General features: G+C 71.6%; 18 protein-coding genes. 12 read left to right on the top strand and 6 right to left on the bottom strand.

Going from position 1 to position 22,060, the window contains the following annotated elements; all coding sequences use genetic code 11:
- Positions 1–53: 53 nt before the first annotated feature.
- From msrB to ACGFSC_RS25865, 4 genes are all read right to left on the bottom strand, one after another.
- On the bottom strand, positions 54–458 hold the full coding sequence (gene msrB, locus ACGFSC_RS25880) for a peptide-methionine (R)-S-oxide reductase MsrB (protein ID WP_359915314.1): 405 nt from the start codon (positions 456–458) through the stop codon (positions 54–56).
- Between the two features lie 36 nt (positions 459–494).
- Positions 495–1,904, bottom strand: coding sequence for a UDP-N-acetylmuramate--L-alanine ligase (gene murC / locus ACGFSC_RS25875; RefSeq protein ID WP_359915316.1), 1,410 nt, complete (start codon positions 1,902–1,904; stop codon positions 495–497).
- A gap of 123 nt (positions 1,905–2,027) precedes the next feature.
- Positions 2,028–2,489: an indole-3-glycerol phosphate synthase gene (locus tag ACGFSC_RS25870; RefSeq protein ID WP_359915318.1), complete on the bottom strand. Its 462-nt coding sequence runs from the start codon at positions 2,487–2,489 to the stop codon at positions 2,028–2,030.
- A gap of 57 nt (positions 2,490–2,546) precedes the next feature.
- Positions 2,547–3,332, bottom strand: coding sequence for a pyrimidine reductase family protein (locus tag ACGFSC_RS25865; RefSeq protein ID WP_359915320.1), 786 nt, complete (start codon positions 3,330–3,332; stop codon positions 2,547–2,549).
- A 126-nt stretch (positions 3,333–3,458) separates the two neighbouring features.
- Between ACGFSC_RS25865 and zapE the strand changes: the two genes are divergently transcribed.
- From zapE to ACGFSC_RS25845, 4 genes are all read left to right on the top strand, one after another.
- Positions 3,459–4,502 carry a cell division protein ZapE gene (gene zapE, locus ACGFSC_RS25860; RefSeq protein WP_359915328.1) on the top strand — a complete coding sequence of 348 codons (1,044 nt, stop codon included), beginning with the start codon at positions 3,459–3,461 and terminating at the stop codon, positions 4,500–4,502.
- Between the two features lie 36 nt (positions 4,503–4,538).
- A complete protein-coding gene (uvrB, locus tag ACGFSC_RS25855) occupies positions 4,539–6,629 on the top strand; it encodes an excinuclease ABC subunit UvrB (protein WP_359915322.1) in 2,091 nt (696 codons plus the stop codon).
- A gap of 267 nt (positions 6,630–6,896) precedes the next feature.
- Positions 6,897–7,475: a TerD family protein gene (locus ACGFSC_RS25850; RefSeq protein WP_359915324.1), complete on the top strand. Its 579-nt coding sequence runs from the start codon at positions 6,897–6,899 to the stop codon at positions 7,473–7,475.
- 294 nt (positions 7,476–7,769) lie between these two features.
- Positions 7,770–8,750 carry a TerC family protein gene (locus ACGFSC_RS25845; protein WP_359915326.1) on the top strand — a complete coding sequence of 327 codons (981 nt, stop codon included), beginning with the start codon at positions 7,770–7,772 and terminating at the stop codon, positions 8,748–8,750.
- A gap of 121 nt (positions 8,751–8,871) precedes the next feature.
- Here the strand turns inward: ACGFSC_RS25845 and ACGFSC_RS25840 are convergent, their stop codons facing one another.
- Positions 8,872–9,525 (bottom strand): MBL fold metallo-hydrolase, encoded by a 654-nt coding sequence (locus tag ACGFSC_RS25840; protein ID WP_359912905.1) that lies wholly within the window; start codon positions 9,523–9,525, stop codon positions 8,872–8,874.
- A 45-nt stretch (positions 9,526–9,570) separates the two neighbouring features.
- A complete protein-coding gene (locus ACGFSC_RS25835) occupies positions 9,571–10,323 on the bottom strand; it encodes a maleylpyruvate isomerase family mycothiol-dependent enzyme (protein ID WP_359912908.1) in 753 nt (250 codons plus the stop codon).
- Between the two features lie 279 nt (positions 10,324–10,602).
- On the opposite strand from ACGFSC_RS25835, the gene uvrA reads away from it, so the two are divergent.
- The 8 genes from uvrA to ACGFSC_RS25795 all read left to right on the top strand — a co-directional run bounded on the left by uvrA (position 10,603) and on the right by ACGFSC_RS25795 (position 22,060).
- On the top strand, positions 10,603–13,515 hold the full coding sequence (gene uvrA / locus ACGFSC_RS25830) for an excinuclease ABC subunit UvrA (RefSeq protein ID WP_359912911.1): 2,913 nt from the start codon (positions 10,603–10,605) through the stop codon (positions 13,513–13,515).
- A gap of 120 nt (positions 13,516–13,635) precedes the next feature.
- Complete coding sequence (locus ACGFSC_RS25825) at positions 13,636–14,073, top strand: Rieske (2Fe-2S) protein (protein ID WP_359912914.1); 438 nt, start codon at positions 13,636–13,638, stop codon at positions 14,071–14,073.
- Between the two features lie 84 nt (positions 14,074–14,157).
- The gene (gene uvrC / locus ACGFSC_RS25820; RefSeq protein ID WP_359912916.1) at positions 14,158–16,227 is read left to right on the top strand and encodes an excinuclease ABC subunit UvrC; all 2,070 of its coding nucleotides are present in this window, start codon (positions 14,158–14,160) and stop codon (positions 16,225–16,227) included.
- A gap of 118 nt (positions 16,228–16,345) precedes the next feature.
- On the top strand, positions 16,346–17,230 hold the full coding sequence (rapZ, locus tag ACGFSC_RS25815; RefSeq protein WP_359912919.1) for an RNase adapter RapZ: 885 nt from the start codon (positions 16,346–16,348) through the stop codon (positions 17,228–17,230).
- Positions 17,231–17,293: 63 nt separating this feature from the next.
- A complete protein-coding gene (gene yvcK / locus ACGFSC_RS25810; protein ID WP_380357305.1) occupies positions 17,294–18,391 on the top strand; it encodes a uridine diphosphate-N-acetylglucosamine-binding protein YvcK in 1,098 nt (365 codons plus the stop codon).
- Positions 18,382–19,362: a DNA-binding protein WhiA gene (whiA, locus tag ACGFSC_RS25805; RefSeq protein WP_049649611.1), complete on the top strand. Its 981-nt coding sequence runs from the start codon at positions 18,382–18,384 to the stop codon at positions 19,360–19,362. Before yvcK ends, whiA begins: the two co-directional genes overlap by 10 nt.
- 326 nt (positions 19,363–19,688) lie before the next feature.
- A complete protein-coding gene (gap, locus tag ACGFSC_RS25800; RefSeq protein ID WP_359912922.1) occupies positions 19,689–20,696 on the top strand; it encodes a type I glyceraldehyde-3-phosphate dehydrogenase in 1,008 nt (335 codons plus the stop codon).
- 152 nt (positions 20,697–20,848) lie between these two features.
- Positions 20,849–22,060, top strand: a complete 1,212-nt coding sequence (locus ACGFSC_RS25795; protein WP_359912925.1) for a phosphoglycerate kinase — start codon at positions 20,849–20,851, stop codon at positions 22,058–22,060.

Genomic DNA, 22,060 nt, shown 5'->3' with positions numbered 1-22,060 from the left:
CCCGGACACCGTACGGTGTCCGGGCCGCCGCGCCTGGCCGCGCCTACTCGGCCCTACTCGGCCGGCTTCAGCGTCAGCGAGACGCTGTTGATGCAGTACCGCTGGTCCGTCGGCGTGCCGTAGCCCTCGCCCTCGAAGACGTGCCCGAGGTGCCCGCCGCAGCGGGCGCAGCGCACCTCGACCCGGCGCATGCCGAGCGAGGTGTCCTCGATGTACTGGACCCGGTCCCCGGCCAGCGGCGCGTAGTAGGACGGCCAGCCGCAGTGGCTGTCGAACTTGGTCTCGGAGCTGAACAGTTCGGCCCCGCAGGCCCGGCAGCCGTAGACGCCGACCGTCCTGGTGTCGGTGTACTCACCGGTGAACGGGCGCTCGGTGCCCGCCTCGCGGAGCACGTGGTACTCCTCGGGGCTGAGCTCGGCGCGCCACTCGGCCTCGGTCTTCTCGATCTCGTAGCTCATCACGGCTCCCGGTCGCGGCGTACGTGCGTGCGTGTGTCAGACGTTGGAAGCAACGTTCGCGAGGTGCTGAAGGATTTCCGGCCCGAGGTTGGTGACGTCCCCGGCGCCCATGGTGAGCAGCAGGTCGCCCGGGCGGGCGAGGCCGGCCAGCACGGCGGGAGCGGCGGCGAAGGAGTGCTCGGCGGCGACCTCGGCGCCGGCCCGGCGGGCTGCGTCGACGATCAGCTCGCTGGTCACGCCGGGGATCGGGTCCTCGCGGGCCGGGTAGATGTCCAGCACCACCGAGGCGTCGGCCAGCGCCAGGGCCCGGCCCATCTCCTCGGAGAGCTGCTGGGTGCGGCTGAACAGGTGCGGCTGGAAGACCACCAGCACCCGGCCACCGCCGGTCAGGCCCTCGCGGATCGCCTCCAGGTCGGCGGCCATCTCGGTGGGGTGGTGGGCGTAGGAGTCGATCACCTGGACCCCGGCGGCCTCGCCCTTGAGCTGGAGGCGGCGGCGCACGCCGGTGTAGGCGCCGAGCGCCTTGGCGAGGTCGGCGGCCGGGACGCCCAGCGCGACGCCGGCGGCCAGCGCGGCCACCGCGTTGTGGGCGTAGTGCCGGCCGGGCACCGAGACGGTGAAGGCCAGCTCGGCGCCGTCCAGCAGCACGGTCACCTCGCTGGTCATGCCGCGGGCGACCACCGACAGCACCCGCAGGTCGGCGTCCTCGGCGGAGCCGACCGTCACCACGTTCAGGCCCTCGCGTCCGGCCACCCGGGAGGTGAGCTCGCGGGCGCCGTCGTGGTCGGCCGAGACCACCAGGGTGCCGCCGGGGACGATCCGGCCGACGAAGGTCTCGAAGGACTCGTAGATCTCCTCGATCGACGCGTAGTTGGCGTGGTGGTCCAGCTCCACGTTGAGCACGATCGCCACCTCCGGCGCGTACTTGTGGAAGCTGCGGTCGCTCTCGTCCGCCTCGGCGACGAAGATCTCGCCGGTGCCGTGGTGGGCGTTGGAGCCGGGCGCGTCGAGGTCGCCGCCGATCGCGTAGGACGGGTCCAGGCCCAGCTCGCCGAGGGCGACGGCGAGCATGCTGGTGGTGGTGGTCTTGCCGTGGGTGCCGGCCACCGCCAGCGCCCGCCGGCCGCCCATCAGCGCGGCCAGCGCGTCGGAGCGGTGCACCACCGGGATGCCGCGCTCGTGGGCGACGGCCAGCTCCGGGTTGTCGGCGCGGATCGCGCTGGAGACGACCACGCTGCTGGTGCCGTCCGGCACGTGCTCGGCGGCGTGGCCGACGTGCACGGTGGCACCGAGGGCGCGCAGCGCGAGGACGGTCTCGGACTCCTTGGAGTCGCTGCCGGAGACGCTGGCCCCGCGCACGGCGAGGATCTTCGCCAGGCCGGACATCCCGGCGCCGCCGATGCCGATGAAGTGCGGGGCGTGCAGGTCGTGCGCGGCGTCGTTCAAGGCGTGGCTCCGTAGGGGCGGGGGCAGACAGGGCGGGCGGACTTGGACGGGAGGACGGAATCGTCCTCGCGGGCGGACCGCAAGGACGATTCTGCACCACCGCCGCGCCGGGCCAGGAGTCGCTCAGGAGTCGCTGGCGAACAGCCTGAGCACCGGGACCCCCACCTTGTGCCGGGCCTGGGAGGCCCAGTCGCGGTGGAAGAACTCCTCCACGAAGTGCGGGGAGGTGAGCACCACCACCTCGTCCGCCCGCTGCTCCTCGACGACCGCGCGCAGCCGCTCCAGCGGCCGCTCCTCGACCAGCTCGCCCACCGCACCGGCCCCGGCCGTGCGCAGGTGGCGCAGGCTGTGCTCCAGCGACTCGGTGGCCACCGTCGGCGCGTTCCCGGACTCGTCGTGCTCGTGGACCACCTTGTCGAGGTGGCCGAGGGCGACGTCGTCGAGCGCCCGCAGCAGTTCGTCCTGCCTGCCGCGCGGCTGCATCAGGACGACGAAGGACACCTCCTCCTCGCCGTGGAGCGTGGTGACGAGTTCCACGTCCGCGTCGGAGAGAGCCTTTTCGATCATCAGTACCGTCTTGAACACGTGAGTCCCTTCCAGTGGCCGGCCCCCGGGCCCCGGCATCGCATAACGGGATCACGATCAGGGGGTCACGGGGTCATCCGAACCCAGGTGACGCAGGTAGCGAGTGAAGAGGAATCCTTTCTGCTCGATCAATGAGACCAGCTCCATCCGCTGCACGTCCGGCATTCCGGCATCGTGGAGGATGCGCGGCGCGTCGCCGCCGGTGAGCAGCGGGGCCAGCGACAGGCACAGCTCGTCCAGCAGACCGGCCGCCGCGAACTGCCCCAGCAGGCGCGGGCCGCCCTCGGTCAGCAGCCGGGTCCAGCCCCGCTCGGCCAGGGCCGCAACGCCCGCCCGCAGGTCCACCGAACCCGTGCCCGCGAGCACCAGGTCGGCCACCTCGGCCACCGCCCGACGGCGCTCCGCGTCGGCGTCCGCGGTGGTGATCACCACCGTCCTGACCAGCGGTTCGGTGAACAGCGGCGCGGTCAGGTCCAGCCGCAGCGAGCGGGTCACCACGGCGATCACCGGGGCGGGAGCCTGGCCCGCCGCCGCCCGGGCCGCCGCGAACTCCCGGCGCGCCCGGGCCGGCCGGTAGCCCTCGGCGCGGACCGTCTCCGCACCCACCACTACCACGTCCGACAGGGCCCGCAGCACCCCGAAGATCCGCTTGTCCGCGTCGCCGGAGAGGCCCTCCGAGAGCCCGTCCAGCCTGGCCCCGCCGTCCAGGCCGGACACCATGTTGGCGCGCAGCCAGGGGCGCCCCTGATTCACCTGTTCGGGGTATGCGTAGACGGCGGCGAGCGATTCCAGTGCGGCCGGATCCGCGGGCCGGCCGCCCAGCGGGCTGATCAACTGTTGCATGATCCCAGTCTTCCACCGCGGGCCGTGCTCCGTCCGGGGCCGCGGGTCGTTCGGACGGCGTACGGGGCAGGCGTACCCTCTACTGATGTGCCCGCAGCCTCCCACTCCGCAACCGCGAACGAGCCGATAGCCGCCGCACCCGTGTCCGGCTCCCCGATCGCGCTCACCTCCCGCCGCCCCGTCGTGCCCGCCGAGAGGCTGGTCGCCGAGATGGTCCCGCCGCCCCGGTTCGCCGACGTGAGCTTCGGGACGTACATCCCGGACCCGACCCAGCCGAGCCAGTACGAGGCCGTCCAGGTCCTGGAGCAGTTCGCGGCCACCCTCGGCGGAGGAAACGGTTCGCCGCCCAAGCGCAGCTGGTTCCGCCGCTCCGCCCCCGCGCCCACCGGCCCCGCCGGGGTCTACCTCGACGGCGGCTACGGCGTCGGCAAGACCCACCTGCTCGCCTCGCTCTGGCACACCGCCCCCGGCCCCAAGGCCTTCGGCACCTTCGTCGAGCTGACCAACCTGGTCGGCGCGCTCGGCTTCCAGCAGGCCGTGCGGACCCTCTCCGGGCACACGCTGCTCTGCATCGACGAGTTCGAGCTGGACGACCCGGGCGACACCGTACTGGTCTCCACCCTGCTCGGCCGGCTGGTCGAGAACGGCGTGAAGCTGTGCGCCACCTCGAACACCCTGCCGGAGAAGCTCGGCGAGGGCCGCTTCGCCGCCGCCGACTTCCTGCGCGAGATCCAGGGCCTGTCCGCGCACTTCCGCCCGATGCGGATCGACGGCCAGGACTACCGCCACCGCGGCCTGCCGGACGCCCCGCCGCCGTACTCCGACGAGGCCGTCGAAGACGTCGCGGACCGCACCCCCGGCGCCTCGCTGGACGACTTCGACGCCCTGCTCGCCCACCTCTCCGCCGTCCACCCCAGCCGCTACGGCGCGCTGCTGGACGACGTCACCGCGGTCTGCCTGCGCGGCGTCAAGCAGGTCGACGACCAGTCCACCGCGCTGCGCCTGGTCGTCCTCGCCGACCGCATGTACGACCGCGAGCTGCCGATCACCGCCTCCGGCCTGCCCTTCGACCAGGTCTTCCCGGCGGAGATGCTGCGCGGCGGCTACCGCAAGAAGTACCTGCGCGCCATCTCCCGCCTGGTCGCCCTCGCCCGGGACAGCGCCAAGTAGGACCCGCTTGTCAGTGGTGGGTCGTACCGTTGAGTGGTGCGTCCCATCACGAGTATTGAGCGGTCCGTGGCGCCCTTCGAGGTCGTCAGTCCCTTCCAGCCGAACGGCGACCAGCCGGCGGCGATCGCCGAGCTGGAACGGCGGATCAGGGGAGGGGAGAAGGACGTCGTGCTGCTCGGTGCCACCGGCACCGGCAAGTCGGCCACCACGGCCTGGATGATCGAGAAGCTGCAGCGGCCCACCCTGGTGATGGCGCCGAACAAGACGCTGGCCGCGCAGCTGGCCAACGAGTTCCGCGAGCTGCTGCCGAACAACGCCGTCGAGTACTTCGTCTCGTACTACGACTACTACCAGCCCGAGGCGTACGTCCCGCAGACGGACACCTACATCGAGAAGGACTCCTCGATCAACGAGGAGGTCGAGCGGCTGCGCCACTCGGCGACCAACTCGCTGCTCACCCGCCGGGACGTCATCGTGGTCGCCTCGGTCTCCTGCATCTACGGCCTCGGCACCCCGCAGGAGTACGTCGACCGGATGGTGCGGCTCAAGGTCGGCCAGGAGATCGACCGGGACGACCTGCTGCGCCGCTTCGTCGACATCCAGTACGCCCGCAACGACGTGGCCTTCACCCGCGGCACCTTCCGGGTCCGCGGCGACACCATCGAGATCTTCCCGGTCTACGAGGAGCTCGCCGTCCGGATCGAGATGTTCGGCGACGAGATCGAGGCGCTGTACACCCTGCACCCGCTCACCGGCGAGATCATCAGCCAGGACGAATCCGTCCACGTCTTCCCCGCCTCGCACTACGTGGCCGGCCCCGAGCGCATGGAGCGCGCGATCACCGGCATCGAGAAGGAGCTGGAGGGGACGCTCGCCCGGCTGGAGAAGCAGGGCAAGCTGCTGGAGGCCCAGCGGCTGCGGATGCGCACCACCTACGACATCGAGATGCTGCGCCAGATCGGCACCTGCTCGGGCGTCGAGAACTACTCGATGCACTTCGACGGCCGTGAGCCCGGCTCCCCGCCGAACACCCTGCTCGACTACTTCCCGGACGACTTCCTCCTGGTCATCGACGAGTCGCACGTCACCGTCCCGCAGATCGGCGCGATGTACGAGGGCGACGCCTCGCGCAAGCGCACCCTGGTCGAGCACGGCTTCCGGCTGCCCTCCGCGATGGACAACCGCCCGCTGAAGTGGGAGGAGTTCCTGGAGCGGATCGGCCAGACCGTCTACCTGTCGGCGACGCCCGGCCCGTACGAGCTGTCGCGCGGCGACGGCCAGGTCGAGCAGATCATCCGCCCGACCGGCCTGATCGACCCCGAGGTGATCGTCAAGCCGACCGAGGGCCAGATCGACGACCTGGTGCACGAGGTCCGTCAGCGGGTGGAGCGGGACGAGCGCGTCCTGGTCACCACGCTGACCAAGAAGATGGCCGAGGACCTCACCGACTACATGCTCGGCCTGGACATCCGGGTCCGGTACCTGCACAGCGACGTGGACACGCTGCGCCGGGTGGAGCTGCTGCGGGAGCTGCGGGCGGGCCGGTACGACGTGCTGGTCGGCATCAACCTGCTGCGCGAGGGCCTGGACCTGCCCGAGGTGTCGCTGGTGGCGATCCTGGACGCGGACAAGGAGGGCTTCCTGCGCTCCGGCACCTCGCTGATCCAGACGATCGGCCGTGCCGCCCGCAACGTCTCCGGCCAGGTCCACATGTACGCGGACAGGATCACTCCCTCGATGGAGAAGGCCATCGACGAGACCAATCGCCGCCGGGCCGTGCAGCAGGCCTACAACAAGGAGCACGGGATCGACCCGCAGCCGCTGCGCAAGAAGATCGGCGACATCCTGGACACCCTCGCCCGCGAGGACGTGGACACCGACGAGCTGCTCTCCACGGGCTACCGCAACCAGGGCAAGGGCAAGGCCCCGGTGCCGTCGCTGGGCGCGGATCGCAAGCCGGCCAAGTCCCTGCCCGCCGCCGAACTGGCGGACCTCATCCAGGAGATGACCGACCGGATGCACACGGCCGCCGCCGATCTCCAGTTCGAGGTCGCGGCCCGGCTGCGCGACGAGGTCAAGGAGCTGAAGAAGGAACTGCGGCAGATGCGCGAGGCGGGTGTGGCGTAGGCGGCCCGCGCGAGCGCGCCCGCGCCGGTGACCGGGCTTGGCCGGAATGACACCGGTCAAGTCCGCGGGTGTCTCAGGCTTGCCACAAACGGGGAAACCCGGGGGAGGGCGGGGTGCCGCAGGGCCTAGGCTGGCCTGCGGCATCGTGCCCTCGGGACGGGGTTGCGGGCCGTACGCAGAGGGGGCCTCAGCCGGGGGACGGCGACGGGGTGTTCCATCGTGGAGCCGCGCGGGTGTGACCGCGCGGCCGGCAGAGAGGACAACGTCGTGTCGGTGAACCTGGCCAAGGGGCAGCGGGTCAGCCTCCAGAAGGGGCAGGGCGCCGCCCTGACCGTGGTCCGGATGGGCCTCGGCTGGCGGGCCGCCCCCAAGCGCGGGCTGTTCGGCAGCCGCACCCGGAAGATCGACCTGGACGCCTCGGCGCTGCTGTACGCCGAGCGGACCCCGTCCGACGTGGTGTTCTTCTCGCACCTGGAGAGCAACGACGGCTCCGTGCGGCACACCGGGGACAACCTGGAGGGCGGCTCCGGGGCCGAGGACGACGAGGCGATCCTGGTCGACCTGGCGCACGTGCCCGTGCACATCACCCAGGTGGTGTTCACGGTCAGCTCGTACACCGGGCAGACCTTCGCCGAGGTGCAGCGGGCGCACTGCCGGCTGGTGGACGAGACCACCGGGCTGGAGCTGGCCCGCTACGAGCTGGCGGGCGGCGGGCCGCACACCGGGCAGATCATGGCCAAGGTGGTCCGGGACGGCGACGGCGGCTGGGAGATGCAGGCGATCGGCGCGCCGGCCAAGGGGCGCACCTTCCAGGACCTGCTGCCGGCGATCGAGCCGTACCTGTAGCCCGGGCGGCTCCCGCCGCTCCCCGCAGGACCCGCCGCTCCCCGCTCCCGCGGCACCCGCCGCCCCGGCTCCCAGGGCTCCCCGGGGCCGGTGGCCCGCCTTGACGTTCTTTACCTTCTTTACCTTTCCTTGGAGCAGCTGTTACTCTCGTTGGCAGCGGAGGGGAGTATTCCTCGACAGCCGACCCCGTCATCACGGGTGCCCGTCGCGGCACCCCGGGGCGCTGGCCCGATGGGCGGAAGAGACCTCCGGCAGTGACGATGACTGTCTCGCCTACCTGCCGGAGGAGCAGTAGTGGACGTTTCCATAACCATGTGGGTCTCCACGATCCTGGTGCTGATCGCACTGATCGTGGCGGACTTCTTCATCGGAGGGCGCAAGCCGCACGAGGTCTCGATCAAGGAGGCCGGGATCTGGACGGCCGTCTGGGTCGTCCTGGCGGTCCTCTTCGGTGGCTTCCTCTGGTGGCACTCCGGTGCGCAGCCGGCGGGTGAGTTCTTCGCCGGCTACATCACCGAGAAGTCGCTCAGTGTCGACAACCTCTTCGTGTTCATCCTGATCATGGGCAAGTTCGCGGTGCCCAGGATCTACCAGCAGCGCGTGCTGATGTTCGGTGTGATCATCGCGCTGGTGCTCCGGGCGGTGTTCATCGCCGGCGGCGCCGCCCTGGTCTCCGAGTTCTCCTGGGTGTTCTTCATCTTCGGCGGCTTCCTGATCTGGACGGCCTGGAAGCTGATCAAGGAGGCCCGCGCCGAGGAGGAGGGCGAGGAGGAGTTCGAGGAGAACCGCGTCCTCAAGTCGATCACCCGCCGCTTCCCGGCCACCGAGGACTACCGCGGCACCAAGCTGTTCGTCCGGGAGAACGGCCGCCGGCTGATCACCCCGATGCTGATCGTCATGCTGGCGATCGGCACCACCGACGTGCTGTTCGCACTGGACTCGATCCCGGCCATCTTCGGCCTGACCCAGGACCCGTACGTGGTCTTCACCGCCAACGCCTTCGCCCTGATGGGTCTGCGCCAGCTGTACTTCCTGATCGGCGGCCTGCTGAAGAAGCTGGTCCACCTGTCGTACGGCCTGTCGGTGATCCTCGGCTTCATCGGTGTGAAGCTGGTGCTGCACGCCGCCCACGAGGCGGGCGCGGACTGGGCCCCGGAGATCGGCATCCCGTTCTCGCTGGGCTTCATCGTGGTGGTCCTGGCGATCACCACCTTCACCAGCCTGCGGGCCTCGAAGAAGGCCGAGCAGGCCGAGCGCGAGAAGCTCGACGCCTGACGCCCGACGCCCGAGCCCCGACGCGCCTGACGCCCGAGGCACCGGGCCGGTGCACCGCCGAGGCCCCCGCGACCGCTTCCGGTCGCGGGGGCCTCGGCCGTTCGGCGGGGGCGGGGCGGGGCTACCAGCCGCGCTCGCGCCACTCGTCGAGGTGCGGGCGCTCGGCCCCCAGGGTGGTGTCGTTGCCGTGGCCGGGGTAGACCCAGGACTCGTCGGGGAGGACGTCGAAGATCTTCTCGGTGACGTCGCGGTAGAGCGTCCGGAAGGCCTCCGGGTCGCCCCAGGTGTTGCCCACGCCGCCGGGGAAGAGGCAGTCGCCGGTGAAGACGTGCGGGTGGCCCTGGGGGTCGTCGTAGACCAGCACGATCGCGCCGGGGGTGTGGCCGACCAGGTGGCGGACGGTGAGCTCGACCTCGCCGACCCGCAGCCCGGCACCGTCCGCGAGCAGCAGCTCGGTGGGGACGTCGATGCCCTCGGCGTCGTGCTCGCCGGCGGCCGTCCGGGCTCCGGTGGTGGCGACCACCTCGGCCAGCGCGCCCCAGTGGTCGTGGTGCCGGTGGGTGGTGACCACCGTTTCGAGGTCGTCCCCGACGGTCTCCAGCAGCACCGGCGCGTCGGCGGCCGCGTCGATCAGGAGCTGTTCGTCGGTGGCCCGGCAGCGCAGCAGGTAGGCGTTGTTGTCGTACGGGCCGACGGCGACCTTGGTGATGATCAGGTGGGCCAGCTCCCGCACGTCCGGCGCTCCGCCGACCTTGACCGCTCCGTGGTACGTCATCCGTTCGCTCCCTCTCCAGTGGATCCTGGGATCATCCTCGCGCCGTCAGCCCATCGGGGGAAGCCGGGGGAGGGTGGTGCCGGGGGTGTGGCGCAGGCCGTCGCCGGCGGAACGGCCGGAGAGCCACGCGGTCAGCGCGCGGACCGGGCCCTCGACGGTCAGGGCCGGGGTGCCGGTGCCGATCACGGCGCGGTCCTCGGTGTCGTCGGCGACCAGCTCCACGGCGGGCAGGCCGGCCTCCCCGGCCAGCCCCTCGGCGAGCCCGCGGAACCGGGTGACCGCGAACTCCTGCGGCCAGTGCGCCGGGGTGTAGCCGCCGTCCAGGTCGACGTGGTGGAACTCCAGCTCCACCACGCGCTTGCCGGGGATGTCGAAGGCCGGGAAGACGTAGCCGGAGCGGTGCCTGACCCCGACGGCCCAGGCCTCGGGGTCCATCAGCGCGGCGGCGGCCAGGAAGCGCTCGTGGGACTCCCGCAGGTCGGCGAGCTGGACCTCCAGCGGGCGCGGCGCGTCGCGCTCGATCTCCTGGTCGCGGGCCTCGTTGCTGGCGTACTGGGGGACGTCGGTGCCGGTGCGGGCGCCGGTCAGCAGGTTGACCAGGGAGTCGGCGTTGCGGGCGAGGTGGGCCAGCACGTGGCCGCGGGTCCAGCCGGGCAGCGCGGAGGGCTCGGCGAGGGCCTCGGGCTTCAGCTCGGCCGCGGTGTGCAGCAGGTGCCGGGTGCTCTCCTCGACCCCGGCCAGGTGCCGGGCGGCGGCCGCGGCGGCGGTGTGCGGGTCGGTCGGCTGCGGGTCGGTCATCGAATCCGCCTTCTGTGACGAGAGGGTGCGTTGCCCGCGGGGGCTTCGCTCGTTGACCAGGTGACGCTACCGCCGGATCCGGGCTCTGAGCAGGGGGTTTTCGGCTATGCGCGCCGTGCGGGTACGGACGGCCCCGGGGTGGCCCTCACTCGTTCGGGTGGTCTCCGCTGGACAGAGTCGATATTCGAACGTCTGAGCTATAGGCTGGCTGCCGCATCCTGGAAGAAGTACAGATACTCACCGCAAGCCCTCTCGCCCCGGAGAAAGGCGCCAGAAGCAGTGGCCGACCGCCTCATCGTCCGCGGTGCTCGCGAGCACAACCTCAAGAACGTCTCGCTCGACCTGCCCCGCGACTCCCTCATCGTCTTCACGGGCCTCTCCGGCTCCGGCAAGTCCTCGCTCGCCTTCGACACGATCTTCGCCGAGGGCCAGCGCCGCTACGTCGAGTCGCTGTCCTCCTACGCCCGCCAGTTCCTCGGGCAGATGGACAAGCCCGACGTGGACTTCATCGAGGGCCTCTCCCCGGCCGTCTCGATCGACCAGAAGTCCACCAACCGCAACCCCCGTTCGACCGTCGGCACCATCACCGAGGTCTACGACTACCTGCGCCTGCTGTTCGCCCGGATCGGCAAGCCGCACTGTCCGCACTGCGGCCGGCCGATCGCCAAGCAGTCGCCGCAGGCGATCGTGGACAAGGTGCTGGAGCTCGCCGAGGGCACCCGCTTCCAGGTGCTGAGCCCGGTGGTGCGCGAGCGCAAGGGCGAGTTCGTCGACCTCTTCGCCGACCTCCAGTCCAAGGGCTACTCCCGCGCCCGCGTCGACGGCGGGACGATCCAGCTCGCCGAGCCGCCGAAGCTCAAGAAGCAGGAGAAGCACACCATCGAGGTGGTGATCGACCGCCTGACCGTCAAGGACAGCGCCAAGCGGCGGCTCACCGACTCGGTGGAGACGGCCCTGCGCCTGTCCGGCGGCATGGTCGTGCTCGACTTCGTCGACCTCCCCGAGGACGACCCGGAGCGCGAGCGGATGTACTCCGAGCACCTCTACTGCCCGTACGACGACGTGTCGTTCGAGGAGCTGGAGCCGCGCTCGTTCTCCTTCAACTCGCCGTTCGGCGCCTGCCCGGACTGCTCGGGCCTGGGCAACCGGATGGAGGTCGACCCGGAGCTGGTCGTGCCCGACGTCGAGCGCTCGCTGGACGAGGGCGCGATCCACCCGTGGTCGGCCGGGCACGCCAAGGAGTACTTCCAGCGCCTGATCGACGCGCTCGCCGGGGAGCTCGGCTTCCGCACCGACATCCCCTGGGCCGGGCTGCCCGCCCGGGCCAGGAAGGCGCTGCTGTACGGGCACAAGCACCAGGTGGAGGTCCGCTACCGCAACCGCTTCGGCCGGGAGCGCTCGTACAGCACCGGCTTCGAGGGCGCGATCCCGTTCATCCAGCGCCGGCACACCGAGGCGGAGAGCGACAGCAGCCGCGAGCGCTTCGAGGGCTACATGCGCGAGGTGCCCTGCCCGACCTGCCAGGGAACCCGGCTCAAGCCGGTGGTGCTCGCGGTCACCGTCGAGGGCAGGTCGATCGCCGATGTCTCCTCGATGTCGATCAGCGACTGCTCCGAGTTCCTGGGCGCGATGAAGCTGAACGCCCGGGACAAGCAGATCGCCGAGCGGGTCCTCAAGGAGGTCAACGAGCGGCTGCGCTTCCTGGTCGACGTCGGCCTGGACTACCTCTCGCTCGACCGCGCGGCCGGCACCCTGTCCGGCGGCGAGGCCCAGCGCATCCGGCTGGCCACCCAGATCGGCTCCGGCCTGGTCGGCGTGCTGTACGTGCTGGACGAGCCGTCCATCGGCCTGCACCAGCGGGACAACCACCGGCTGATCGAGACGCTGGTGCGGCTGCGCGACATCGGCAACACCCTGATCGTCGTCGAGCACGACGAGGACACCATCAAGACCGCGGACTGGGTGGTCGACATCGGCCCGGGCGCCGGCGAGCACGGCGGCAAGGTGGTGCACTCCGGCTCGCTGAAGCAGCTGCTCACCAACAAGGAGTCGCTGACCGGCCAGTACCTCTCCGGCAAGCGGTCCATCCCGATCCCGGCCTCCCGCCGCGAGCGGGACAAGAAGCGCCAGCTGACCGTCCACGGCGCCCGCGAGCACAACCTCAAGGACGTCACGGTCGGCTTCCCGCTGGGCACCTTCACCGCGATCACCGGCGTCTCCGGCTCCGGCAAGTCGACGCTGGTCAACGACATCCTGTACACCCACCTCGCGCGGGAGCTGAACGGCGCCCGCAGCGTGCCCGGCCGGCACACCCGGATCACCGGCACCGACCAGGTGGACAAGGTGGTGCACGTCGACCAGTCGCCGATCGGCCGCACCCCGCGCTCCAACCCGGCCACCTACACCGGCGTGTTCGACCACGTCCGCCGGCTCTTCGCGGAGACGCAGGAGGCCAAGGTCCGCGGCTACCTGCCCGGCCGGTTCTCCTTCAACGTCAAGGGCGGCCGCTGCGAGAACTGCTCGGGCGACGGCACCATCAAGATCGAGATGAACTTCCTGCCGGACGTCTACGTGCCGTGCGAGGTCTGCCACGGCGCCCGGTACAACCGGGAGACGCTGGAGGTCCACTACAAGGGCAGGTCCATCGCCGAGGTGCTGGACATGCCGATCGAGGAGGCCCTGGACTTCTTCGAGGCCGTCCCGGCGATCGCCCGGCACCTGCGCACGCTCAACGACGTCGGCCTCGGCTACGTCCGGCTCGGCCAGTCCGCGCCCACCCTCTCCGGCGGTGAGGCGCAGCGCGTCAAGCTCGCCTCGGAGCTCCAGAAGCGCTCCACCGGGCGGACGGTCTACGTGCTGGACGAGCCCACCACCGGCCTGCACTTCGAGGACATCAGCAAGCTGATCAAGGTGCTCAGCGGGCTGGTGGACAAGGGCAACACGGTGATCGTCATCGAGCACAACCTCGATGTGATCAAGACCGCCGACTGGGTCGTCGACATGGGCCCCGAGGGCGGCTCCGGCGGCGGCACGGTGGTCGCCGAGGGCACCCCGGAGCAGATCGCCGCCGTCCCGGAGAGCCACACCGGCAAGTTCCTGCGGGACATCCTGCCGGCCGACTTCACGGACGCCCCGGTCGCCGCCCCGGCGAAGAGGGCGCCGCGCAAGCGCGCGGCCGCCGCGAAGAAGTAGTCCCGTCCGGCCACCCCGCCGCTCCCCGCCGCCGCACCCCGGGCGGCCCGGGAGCGGCGGGGTGGCGCGGCATAGAATTCCGTGGTCCCTCGCCGCAGCAGCAACCGTAGGAGCACACCGATGTCCGAGGCCCCCGAGACCAGCCCCACCGCCTCCCGCCGCACCCTGATCTGCGGGGCCGCGGCCGTCCTGGCGGCCGGCGGCACCGTGGCGGTCACCGGGTGCAGCTCCTCCGCCTCCTCCGGCAACAATGCCCCCAAGGGCCCGGTCGACCTCGGCCCGGCCTCGGCCGTGCCGGAGGGCGGCGGCAAGGTCTACCGCGAGCAGAAGATCGTGGTGACCCAGCCCACCGCCGGCCAGTACAAGGCGTTCAACGCCCGGTGCACCCACGCCGGCTGCCTCGTGGACCAGGTGAAGAACAACCAGATCCAGTGCCCCTGCCACGGCAGCCGCTTCGCCATCGCCGACGGCTCCGTGCTGGACGGACCGGCCCCCTCCCCGCTGCCCGCCTACACCGTCACGGTCGAGGGCGGCAACCTCAAGGTGACCCCGAGCTGACCCAGTTGACCGCCTTCCGACCACCACGGTCCTCCCCGACGATCTCCGCCCCGCGGCCCCGGCCCCACTCGGTACGGTGGACCCATGGCTGACCCGAGCACCTACCGCCCCGCGCCCGGTGCGATCCCGACCTCCCCCGGCGTCTACCGGTTCCGCGACGCCCACGGCCGGGTCATCTACGTCGGGAAGGCCAAGAGCCTGCGGCCGCGCCTGTCGTCCTACTTCCAGGACCTGGCCGGTCTGCACCCGCGCACCGCGACGATGGTCACCACCGCCGCCTCGGTGGAGTGGACCGTGGTCGGCACCGAGGTCGAGGCGCTCCAGCTGGAGTACTCCTGGATCAAGGAGTTCGACCCGCGGTTCAACGTCAAGTACCGCGACGACAAGAGCTATCCGGAACTCGCCGTCACCCTCGACGAGGAGTACCCGCGGGTCCAGGTGATGCGCGGGGCGCACAAGAAGGGCGTGCGCTACTTCGGCCCGTACGGGCACGCCTGGGCGATCCGCGAGACGGTCGACCTGCTGCTGCGCGTCTTCCCCGTCCGCACCTGCTCCAACGGCGTCTTCAAGCGCGCCCGCCAGGTCGGCCGGCCCTGCCTGCTCGGCTACATCGGCAAGTGCGCCGCGCCCTGCGTCGGCAAGGTCTCGGCGGACGAACACCGCGCGCTGGCCGAGGACTTCTGCGACTTCATGGCCGGGCGCACCGGCAACTACCTGCGCCGGCTGGAAGAACAGATGCAGGAGGCCGCCGAGGAGCTGGAGTACGAGAAGGCGGCCCGGCTGCGGGACGACATCGGCGCCCTCAAGCGCGCGATGGAGAAGAACGCCATCGTGCTCGCCGACGCCACCGACGCCGACCTGCTGGCCCTCGCCGAGGACGAGCTCGAAGCCGCCGTGCAGATCTTCCACGTCCGCGGCGGCCGGGTGCGCGGCCAGCGCGGCTGGGTCACCGACAAGGTCGAGGACGTCGACACCGCCGGCCTGGTCGAGCACGCCCTCCAGCAGCTCTACGGCGGCGGCGAGTCCGTCCCCCGCGAGGTGCTCGTCCCCGCCCTGCCCGCCCCGGCGGAGCCGGTCCGCGAGTGGCTGAGCGGCCTGCGCGGCAGCCAGGTCGACCTGCGCGTCCCCCAGCGCGGCGACAAGAAGGACCTGATGGCCACCGTGCAGCGCAACGCCCAGCAGGCGCTGGCACTGCACAAGACCAAGCGCGCCTCCGACCTCACCACCCGCAGCCGCGCCCTCCAGGAGATCGCCGACGCGCTGGAGCTGGACTCCGTCCCGCTGCGCATCGAGTGCTACGACATCTCCCACCTCCAGGGCGAGGACGTGGTCGCCTCCATGGTCGTCTTCGAGGACGGCCTGGCCCGCAAGAGCGAGTACCGGCGCTTCCAGATCAAGGGCTTCGAGGGGCAGGACGACGTCCGCTCGATGCACGAGGTGATCGGCCGGCGCTTCCGCCGCTACCTCCAGGAGCGCGAGCGGACCGGCGAGTGGGCCGTCCCGGAGGAGGACGACACCGGCACCGACCCGGGCGGCGGCACCGACCCGGACACCGGCACCGGCGGCACCCGGGACGAGGACGGCCGCCCCAAGCGCTTCGCCTACCCGCCGCAGCTGCTGGTCGTCGACGGCGGGCAGCCGCAGGTCGCCGCCGCCAAGCGCGCCCTGGACGAGCTCGGCATCGACGACGTCGCGCTGTGCGGCCTGGCCAAGCGCCTGGAGGAGGTCTGGCTGCCCGGCGAGGACGACCCGGTGGTGCTGCCCCGCTCCAGCGAGGGCCTCTACCTGCTCCAGCGGGTCCGCGACGAGGCGCACCGCTTCGCGATCAGCTATCAGCGCAACAAGCGTTCCAAGCGACTCACCGCCGGGGAACTGGACTCCGTCCCGGGCCTCGGCGAGACTCGCCGCCGGGCGCTGCTCAAGCACTTCGGCTCGCTGAAGAAGCTCCGGGCCGCCACCGTGGACGAGCTCTGCGAGGTACCCGGCATCGGACGCCGCACCGCGCAGACTGTTGCGGAGGCGTTGTCGTCCCGTACACCCGTCGCACCCGCGGTCAACACCGCGACCGGCGAGATCATCGAGGACGGGGCCGAGCAGGCCGCCGAGCCGGTGGCAGCAGCACCCCAGACCGCACCATCCCAGGAGACGCCATGACGGCCGACGCCGCCCGTCAGCCGGTGTGCCCCGGCCCCGCCCGCCTGCCCGGGCCGGGGAAGGGCGGCCGAGCCGTACGCGTTCTCCCCAGCAGAAAGACCGAGAGCGGGGAACCGAAGTGACCGTGTCAGACGTGGCCGAGAACGCGCCGGAGCTGGTGATCATCTCCGGGATGTCCGGAGCCGGCCGCTCCACCGCGGCCAAGTGCCTGGAGGACCTCGGCTGGTTCGTGGTGGACAACCTGCCGCCGGCCCTGATCCCGACCATGGTCGACCTGGGCGCGCGCTCCCAGGGCAACGTCGCCAGGATCGGCGTGGTCGTGGACGTCCGCGGCCGGCAGTTCTTCGACGACCTGCTCACCTCGCTGGACGAGCTGGAGAAGCGCGGGGTCCGGCTCCGGGTCGTCTTCCTGGACTCCTCCGACGAGGCGCTGGTGCGCCGCTTCGAGAGCGTCCGCCGCCCGCACCCGCTGCAGGCCGACGGCCGGATCGTGGACGGCATCGCCCAGGAGCGCGACCTGCTGCGCGACCTGCGCGGCGAGGCCGACCTGGTGATCGACACCTCCAACCTCAACGTGCACCAGCTGCGCGCCAAGCTGGACGCCCAGTTCGCCGACCACGACGAGCCCGAGCTGCGCGCCACCGTGATGTCCTTCGGATTCAAGTACGGCCTGCCGGTCGACGCCGACCTCGTGGTGGACTGCCGCTTCCTGCCCAACCCGCACTGGGTGCCCGAACTGCGGGCCCGCACCGGCACCGACGCGGACGTCGCCGACTACGTCTTCCAGCAGCCCGGAGCCAACGAGTTCCTGGACGGTTACGCCCAGCTCCTGCGCATCATCACCGAGGGATACCGCCGCGAGGGGAAGCGCTACATGACGCTTGCCGTAGGCTGCACCGGTGGCAAGCACCGCAGCGTCGCCATGTCCGAGCGTCTGACCAAGCGTCTCATCGCCGACGGAGTCGAGACGGTGCTCGTCCACCGTGACATGGGACGGGAGTAACCGCCGCCTCCCTGCCGGGCCCGCCGGCGGAGCGGTCGGCGGGCCGAGGAACGCGAGGTGAGTGTGGCGGGATACGTGCCCGGGCGACAGCCGCAGAGCAGGACCGGTGACCGGGCGGGCAGCCCGGCCCGGCCCACGGCGCCGGGCCGTCCGCGCAGCAGTCCCGCCCGCGCCAATCCGGCCCCGAGGATCACCGCGCTCGGCGGCGGGCAGGGCCTGTCGGCCTCGCTGTCGGCGCTGCGCCGGCTCACCAGCGACCTCACCGCCGTGGTCACCGTCGCCGACGACGGCGGCTCCAGCGGCCGGCTGCGCGAGGAGCTGGGCGTGCTGCCCCCGGGCGACCTGCGCAAGGCGCTGGCCGCGCTGTGCGGGGACGACGACTGGGGCCGCACCTGGTCCGAGGTGATCCAGCAGCGCTTCACCGGCAACGGCGAGCTCGGCGGCCACGCGGTGGGCAACCTGCTGATCGTCGCGCTCTGGGAGAAGCTGGGCGACCCGGTGGCGGCCCTGGACTGGGTCGGCCGGCTGCTCAACGTGCAGGGCCGGGTGCTGCCGATGTCGGCGGTGCCGCTGGACATCGAGGCGACCGTCCGCGGCCACGACCCGGCGCGCCCCGGCGAGGTCACGGCCGTGCGCGGCCAGGCCGACGTCGCGGTGACCCCGGGCACCGTGCAGTCGATCCGGCTGCTGCCGGACGAGCCGCCCGCCGTCCCGGAGGCGGTCACCGCCGTCCGGGAGGCGGACTGGGTGGTGCTCGGCCCCGGCTCCTGGTTCACCAGCGTGCTGCCGCACCTGCTGGTGCCCGAGCTGGCCGCGGCGCTCACCGAGACCCGCGCCCGCCGCCTGCTCACCCTGAACCTGGCCCCCCAGCCGGGGGAGACCGAGGGCTTCACGCCGCAGCGCCACCTGGAGGTCATCGCCGACCACGCTCCGGACCTCGCCGTGGATGCGATCCTGGTGGACGAGCGCGCCGTCACCGGCGGGGCCTTCGGCCAGGCCGACCTGGACGGACTGGAGAAGGCCGCCGAACGGATGGGAGCGGCTCTGGTGCTCGGCTCGGTGGCCCGCGCCGACGGGACGCCGCGACACGACCCCGAGCTGTTGGCGGCAGCGTACGACCGGATTTTCCGGACACATGGAAGGATCGGGCCATGGCGATGACTCCAGCGGTGAAGGACGAGATCAGCCGGCTCCCGGTCACCCGGGCCTGCTGTCGCAAGGCGGAGGTGTCGGCGATCCTGCGGTTCGCGGGCGGGCTGCACATCGTGAGCGGCCGCATCGTGATCGAGGCGGAGCTGGACACCGGAGCGGCGGCACGGCGGCTGCGCAAGGACCTGCTGGAGATCTTCGGGCACTCCTCGGACCTGGTGGTGATGGCCCCCGGCGGACTGCGCCGGGGCAGCCGCTTCGTGGTCCGGGTGGTCAAGGACGGCGAGCTGCTGGCGCGCCAGACCGGGCTCGTGGACGGCCGCGGCCGTCCGATCCGGGGCCTGCCCCCGGCGGTCGTCTCCGGGGCCACCTGCGATGCCGAGGCGGCCTGGCGCGGGGCCTTCCTGGCGCACGGCTCGCTCACCGAGCCGGGCCGCTCCTCCTCGCTGGAGATCACCTGCCCCGGCTCGGAGGCCGCCCTCGCCCTGGTCGGCGCCGCCCGCCGGCTCGGCATCCCGGCCAAGGCCCGCGAGGTGCGCGGCGTCGACCGGGTGGTGATCCGCGACGGCGACGCGATCGGCGCCCTGCTGACCCGGCTCGGCGCGCACGAGTCGGTGCTCGCCTGGGAGGAGCGCCGGATGCGGCGCGAGGTGCGCGCCACCGCCAACCGGCTGGCCAACTTCGACGACGCCAACCTGCGCCGCTCGGCCCGCGCCGCGGTGGCGGCCGGCGCCCGGGTGGCCCGCGCGCTGGAGATCCTCGGCGACGAGGTGCCCGAGCACCTGGCCGCGGCCGGCCAGCTGCGGATGCAGCACAAGCAGGCCTCGCTGGAGGAACTGGGCGCGCTCGCCGACCCGCCGCTGACCAAGGACGCGGTGGCCGGGCGGATCCGCCGCCTGCTGGCGATGGCCGACAAGCGGGCCTCCGAGCTCGGCCTGCCGAGCACCGAGGCCAGCCTCACCGACGAGATGGCGATGAACTGACCGAGATGGCGATGAGCTGACGCCCACGCTCACGCTCCGTGATCACGACAGGCCGGTGCCCGGACTTCCGGGCGCCGGCCGCGGTCGTTTCCGGACAGCCGCGACACTCCCGAATTGGTAGAGACCACTGACCTGGGGCCAACTGCCCGGCAGGCCTGGGCCGGACGGCCTGAAATGGGGTTTGGGGCACGCCACGCCCGGTCTCACCAGGCGGCGCGATGTGCCGTCCCAGGCCCCGGAGGGGTAGGGTCATAGGCGGTCGGGGACTTCCCAAATCTCATCCCGCCGGGCCTCGCGCCCGGCGTACCTAACGAGGAGATCGGTTCGTGACGATCCGGGTAGGCATCAACGGCTTCGGCCGCATCGGCCGCAACTTCTTCCGCGCGGTCAAGGCCCAGGGCGCGGACATCGAGATCGTCGGTGTCAACGACCTCACCGACACGAAGACCCTGGCTCACCTGCTCAAGTACGACACCACCCTGGGTACCCTCCAGGCCGAGGTCTCGCACACCGAGGACAGCATCACCGTCGACGGCCACACCTTCAAGGTGACCGCCGAGCGTGACCCCGCGAACCTTCCGTGGGCCGCCCTGGGCGCCGACATCGTCGTCGAGTCCACCGGCATCTTCACCAAGGCCGAGGCCGCGAAGAAGCACCTCGCCGCCGGCGCGAAGAAGGTCATCATCTCGGCGCCCGCCACCGACGAGGACGTCACCATCGTCCTGGGTGTCAACGACGAGAAGTACGACGCCGCCAACCACCACATCATCTCCAACGCCTCCTGCACCACCAACTGTGTGGCGCCGATGGCGAAGGTGCTGAACGAGAGCTTCGGCATCGTCAAGGGTCTGATGACCACCGTCCACGCGTTCACCAACGACCAGGTGACCCTGGACTTCCCGCACAAGGACCTGCGCCGTGCTCGTGCGGCCTCGCAGAACATCATCCCGACCTCGACCGGCGCCGCCAAGGCGACCGCCCTGGTCCTGCCGGAGCTGAAGGGCAAGCTGGACGGCACCTCGCTGCGCGTCCCGGTCCCGACCGGCTCCATCACCGACCTGGTCGTCACCCTGGAGCGCGAGGTCACCAAGGACGAGGTCAACGCCGCCTTCCAGAAGGCCGCGCAGGAGGGCCCGCTCAAGGGCATCCTGGCCTACACCGAGGACCCGATCGTCTCCTCGGACATCGTGAACGACCCGGCCTCGTGCATCTTCGACAGCCAGCTCACCATGGTCCAGGGCAACCAGGTCAAGGTGCTCGGCTGGTACGACAACGAGTGGGGCTACTCGAACCGCGTCGTCGACCTGGTCGCCCTCGTCGGCGGGCAGCTCTGACGTTGCGGGAGCTGACGTGATGTAGGGGCGAGGGCCCGGACGGCGTACGGTGCCGACCGGGCCCTCGTTCCGCGCTCAAGGACTTCTCAGGCGGCCCCTGCGCCGTGCCGCCTCTGCGCATCAACCATCTCCCCAGGAGAAACCGAATCCCCGTGAAGACCATCGAAGAGCTCATCGAAGCCGGTGTCGAAGGCAAGCGCGTCTTCGTGCGCGCCGACCTGAACGTGCCGCTGGACGGCGCCACGATCACCGACGACGGCCGCATCCGCGCCGTCGCGCCGACCATCGCCAAGCTGGCCGCGGCCGGTGCGAAGGTCGTCGTCGCCTCGCACCTCGGCCGCCCCAAGGGCGAGCCGGAGTCGCGGTTCTCGCTCGCCCCGGTGGCCGAGCGCCTCGGCGAGATCCTCGGCAAGGACGTCGCCTTCGCCACCGACACCGTCGGCGACAGCGCCACCGCCACCGCCGCCGCGCTGGCGAACGGCGAGGTCGCGCTGCTGGAGAACCTGCGCTTCAACGCGGGCGAGACCAGCAAGGACGACGCCGAGCGCAAGGCCTTCGCCGAGCAGCTGGCCGCGCTGGCCGACCTGTACGTGGGCGACGGCTTCGGCGCCGTGCACCGCAAGCACGCCTCGGTGTTCGACCTGCCGGCGCTGCTGCCGCACGCCGCCGGCGACCTGATCGCCACCGAGGTCGGCGTGCTGAAGAAGCTCACCGAGGACGTCGCCCGCCCGTACGTCGTCGTGCTCGGGGGCGCCAAGGTCTCCGACAAGCTCGGCGTGATCGACAACCTGCTGGAGAAGGCCGACCGGATCCTGATCGGCGGCGGCATGGCGTACACCTTCCTCAAGGCCAAGGGCCACGAGGTCGGCATCTCGCTGCTGCAGGCGGACCAGATCCCGGTCTGCCTGGAGTACCTGGCCCGGGCCGAGCAGCGGGGCGTCGAGTTCGTGCTGCCGACGGACGTCCTGGTCTCCGCCGAGTTCCCGGACCTCAAGACCAAGGCCCCGGCGAACCCGACGACCGTCGACGCCGACGCCATCCCGGCCGACCAGGAGGGCCTGGACATCGGCCCGAAGACCCGCGAGCTGTACGCGGCCAAGCTGGCCGACGCGGGCACGGTGTTCTGGAACGGCCCGATGGGCGTCTTCGAGCACCCGGACTACGCGAACGGCACCAAGGCCGTCGCGCAGGCCCTGCTCGACAGCGACGCGTTCACCGTGGTCGGCGGCGGCGACTCCGCCGCGGCCGTCCGCATCCTGGGCTTCGACGAGAACGCCTTTGGACACATTTCGACCGGCGGCGGCGCCAGCCTCGAGTACCTGGAGGGCAAGACCCTCCCCGGTCTCGCCGCACTGGAGGACTGA

This window comes from Kitasatospora sp. NPDC048715, assembly GCF_043198905.1.
Lineage (GTDB): Bacteria > Actinomycetota > Actinomycetes > Streptomycetales > Streptomycetaceae > Kitasatospora > Kitasatospora lactacystinica.
Note: the sequence above shows the minus strand (reverse complement) of the source record. Positions and strands in the feature narration are given on the sequence as shown.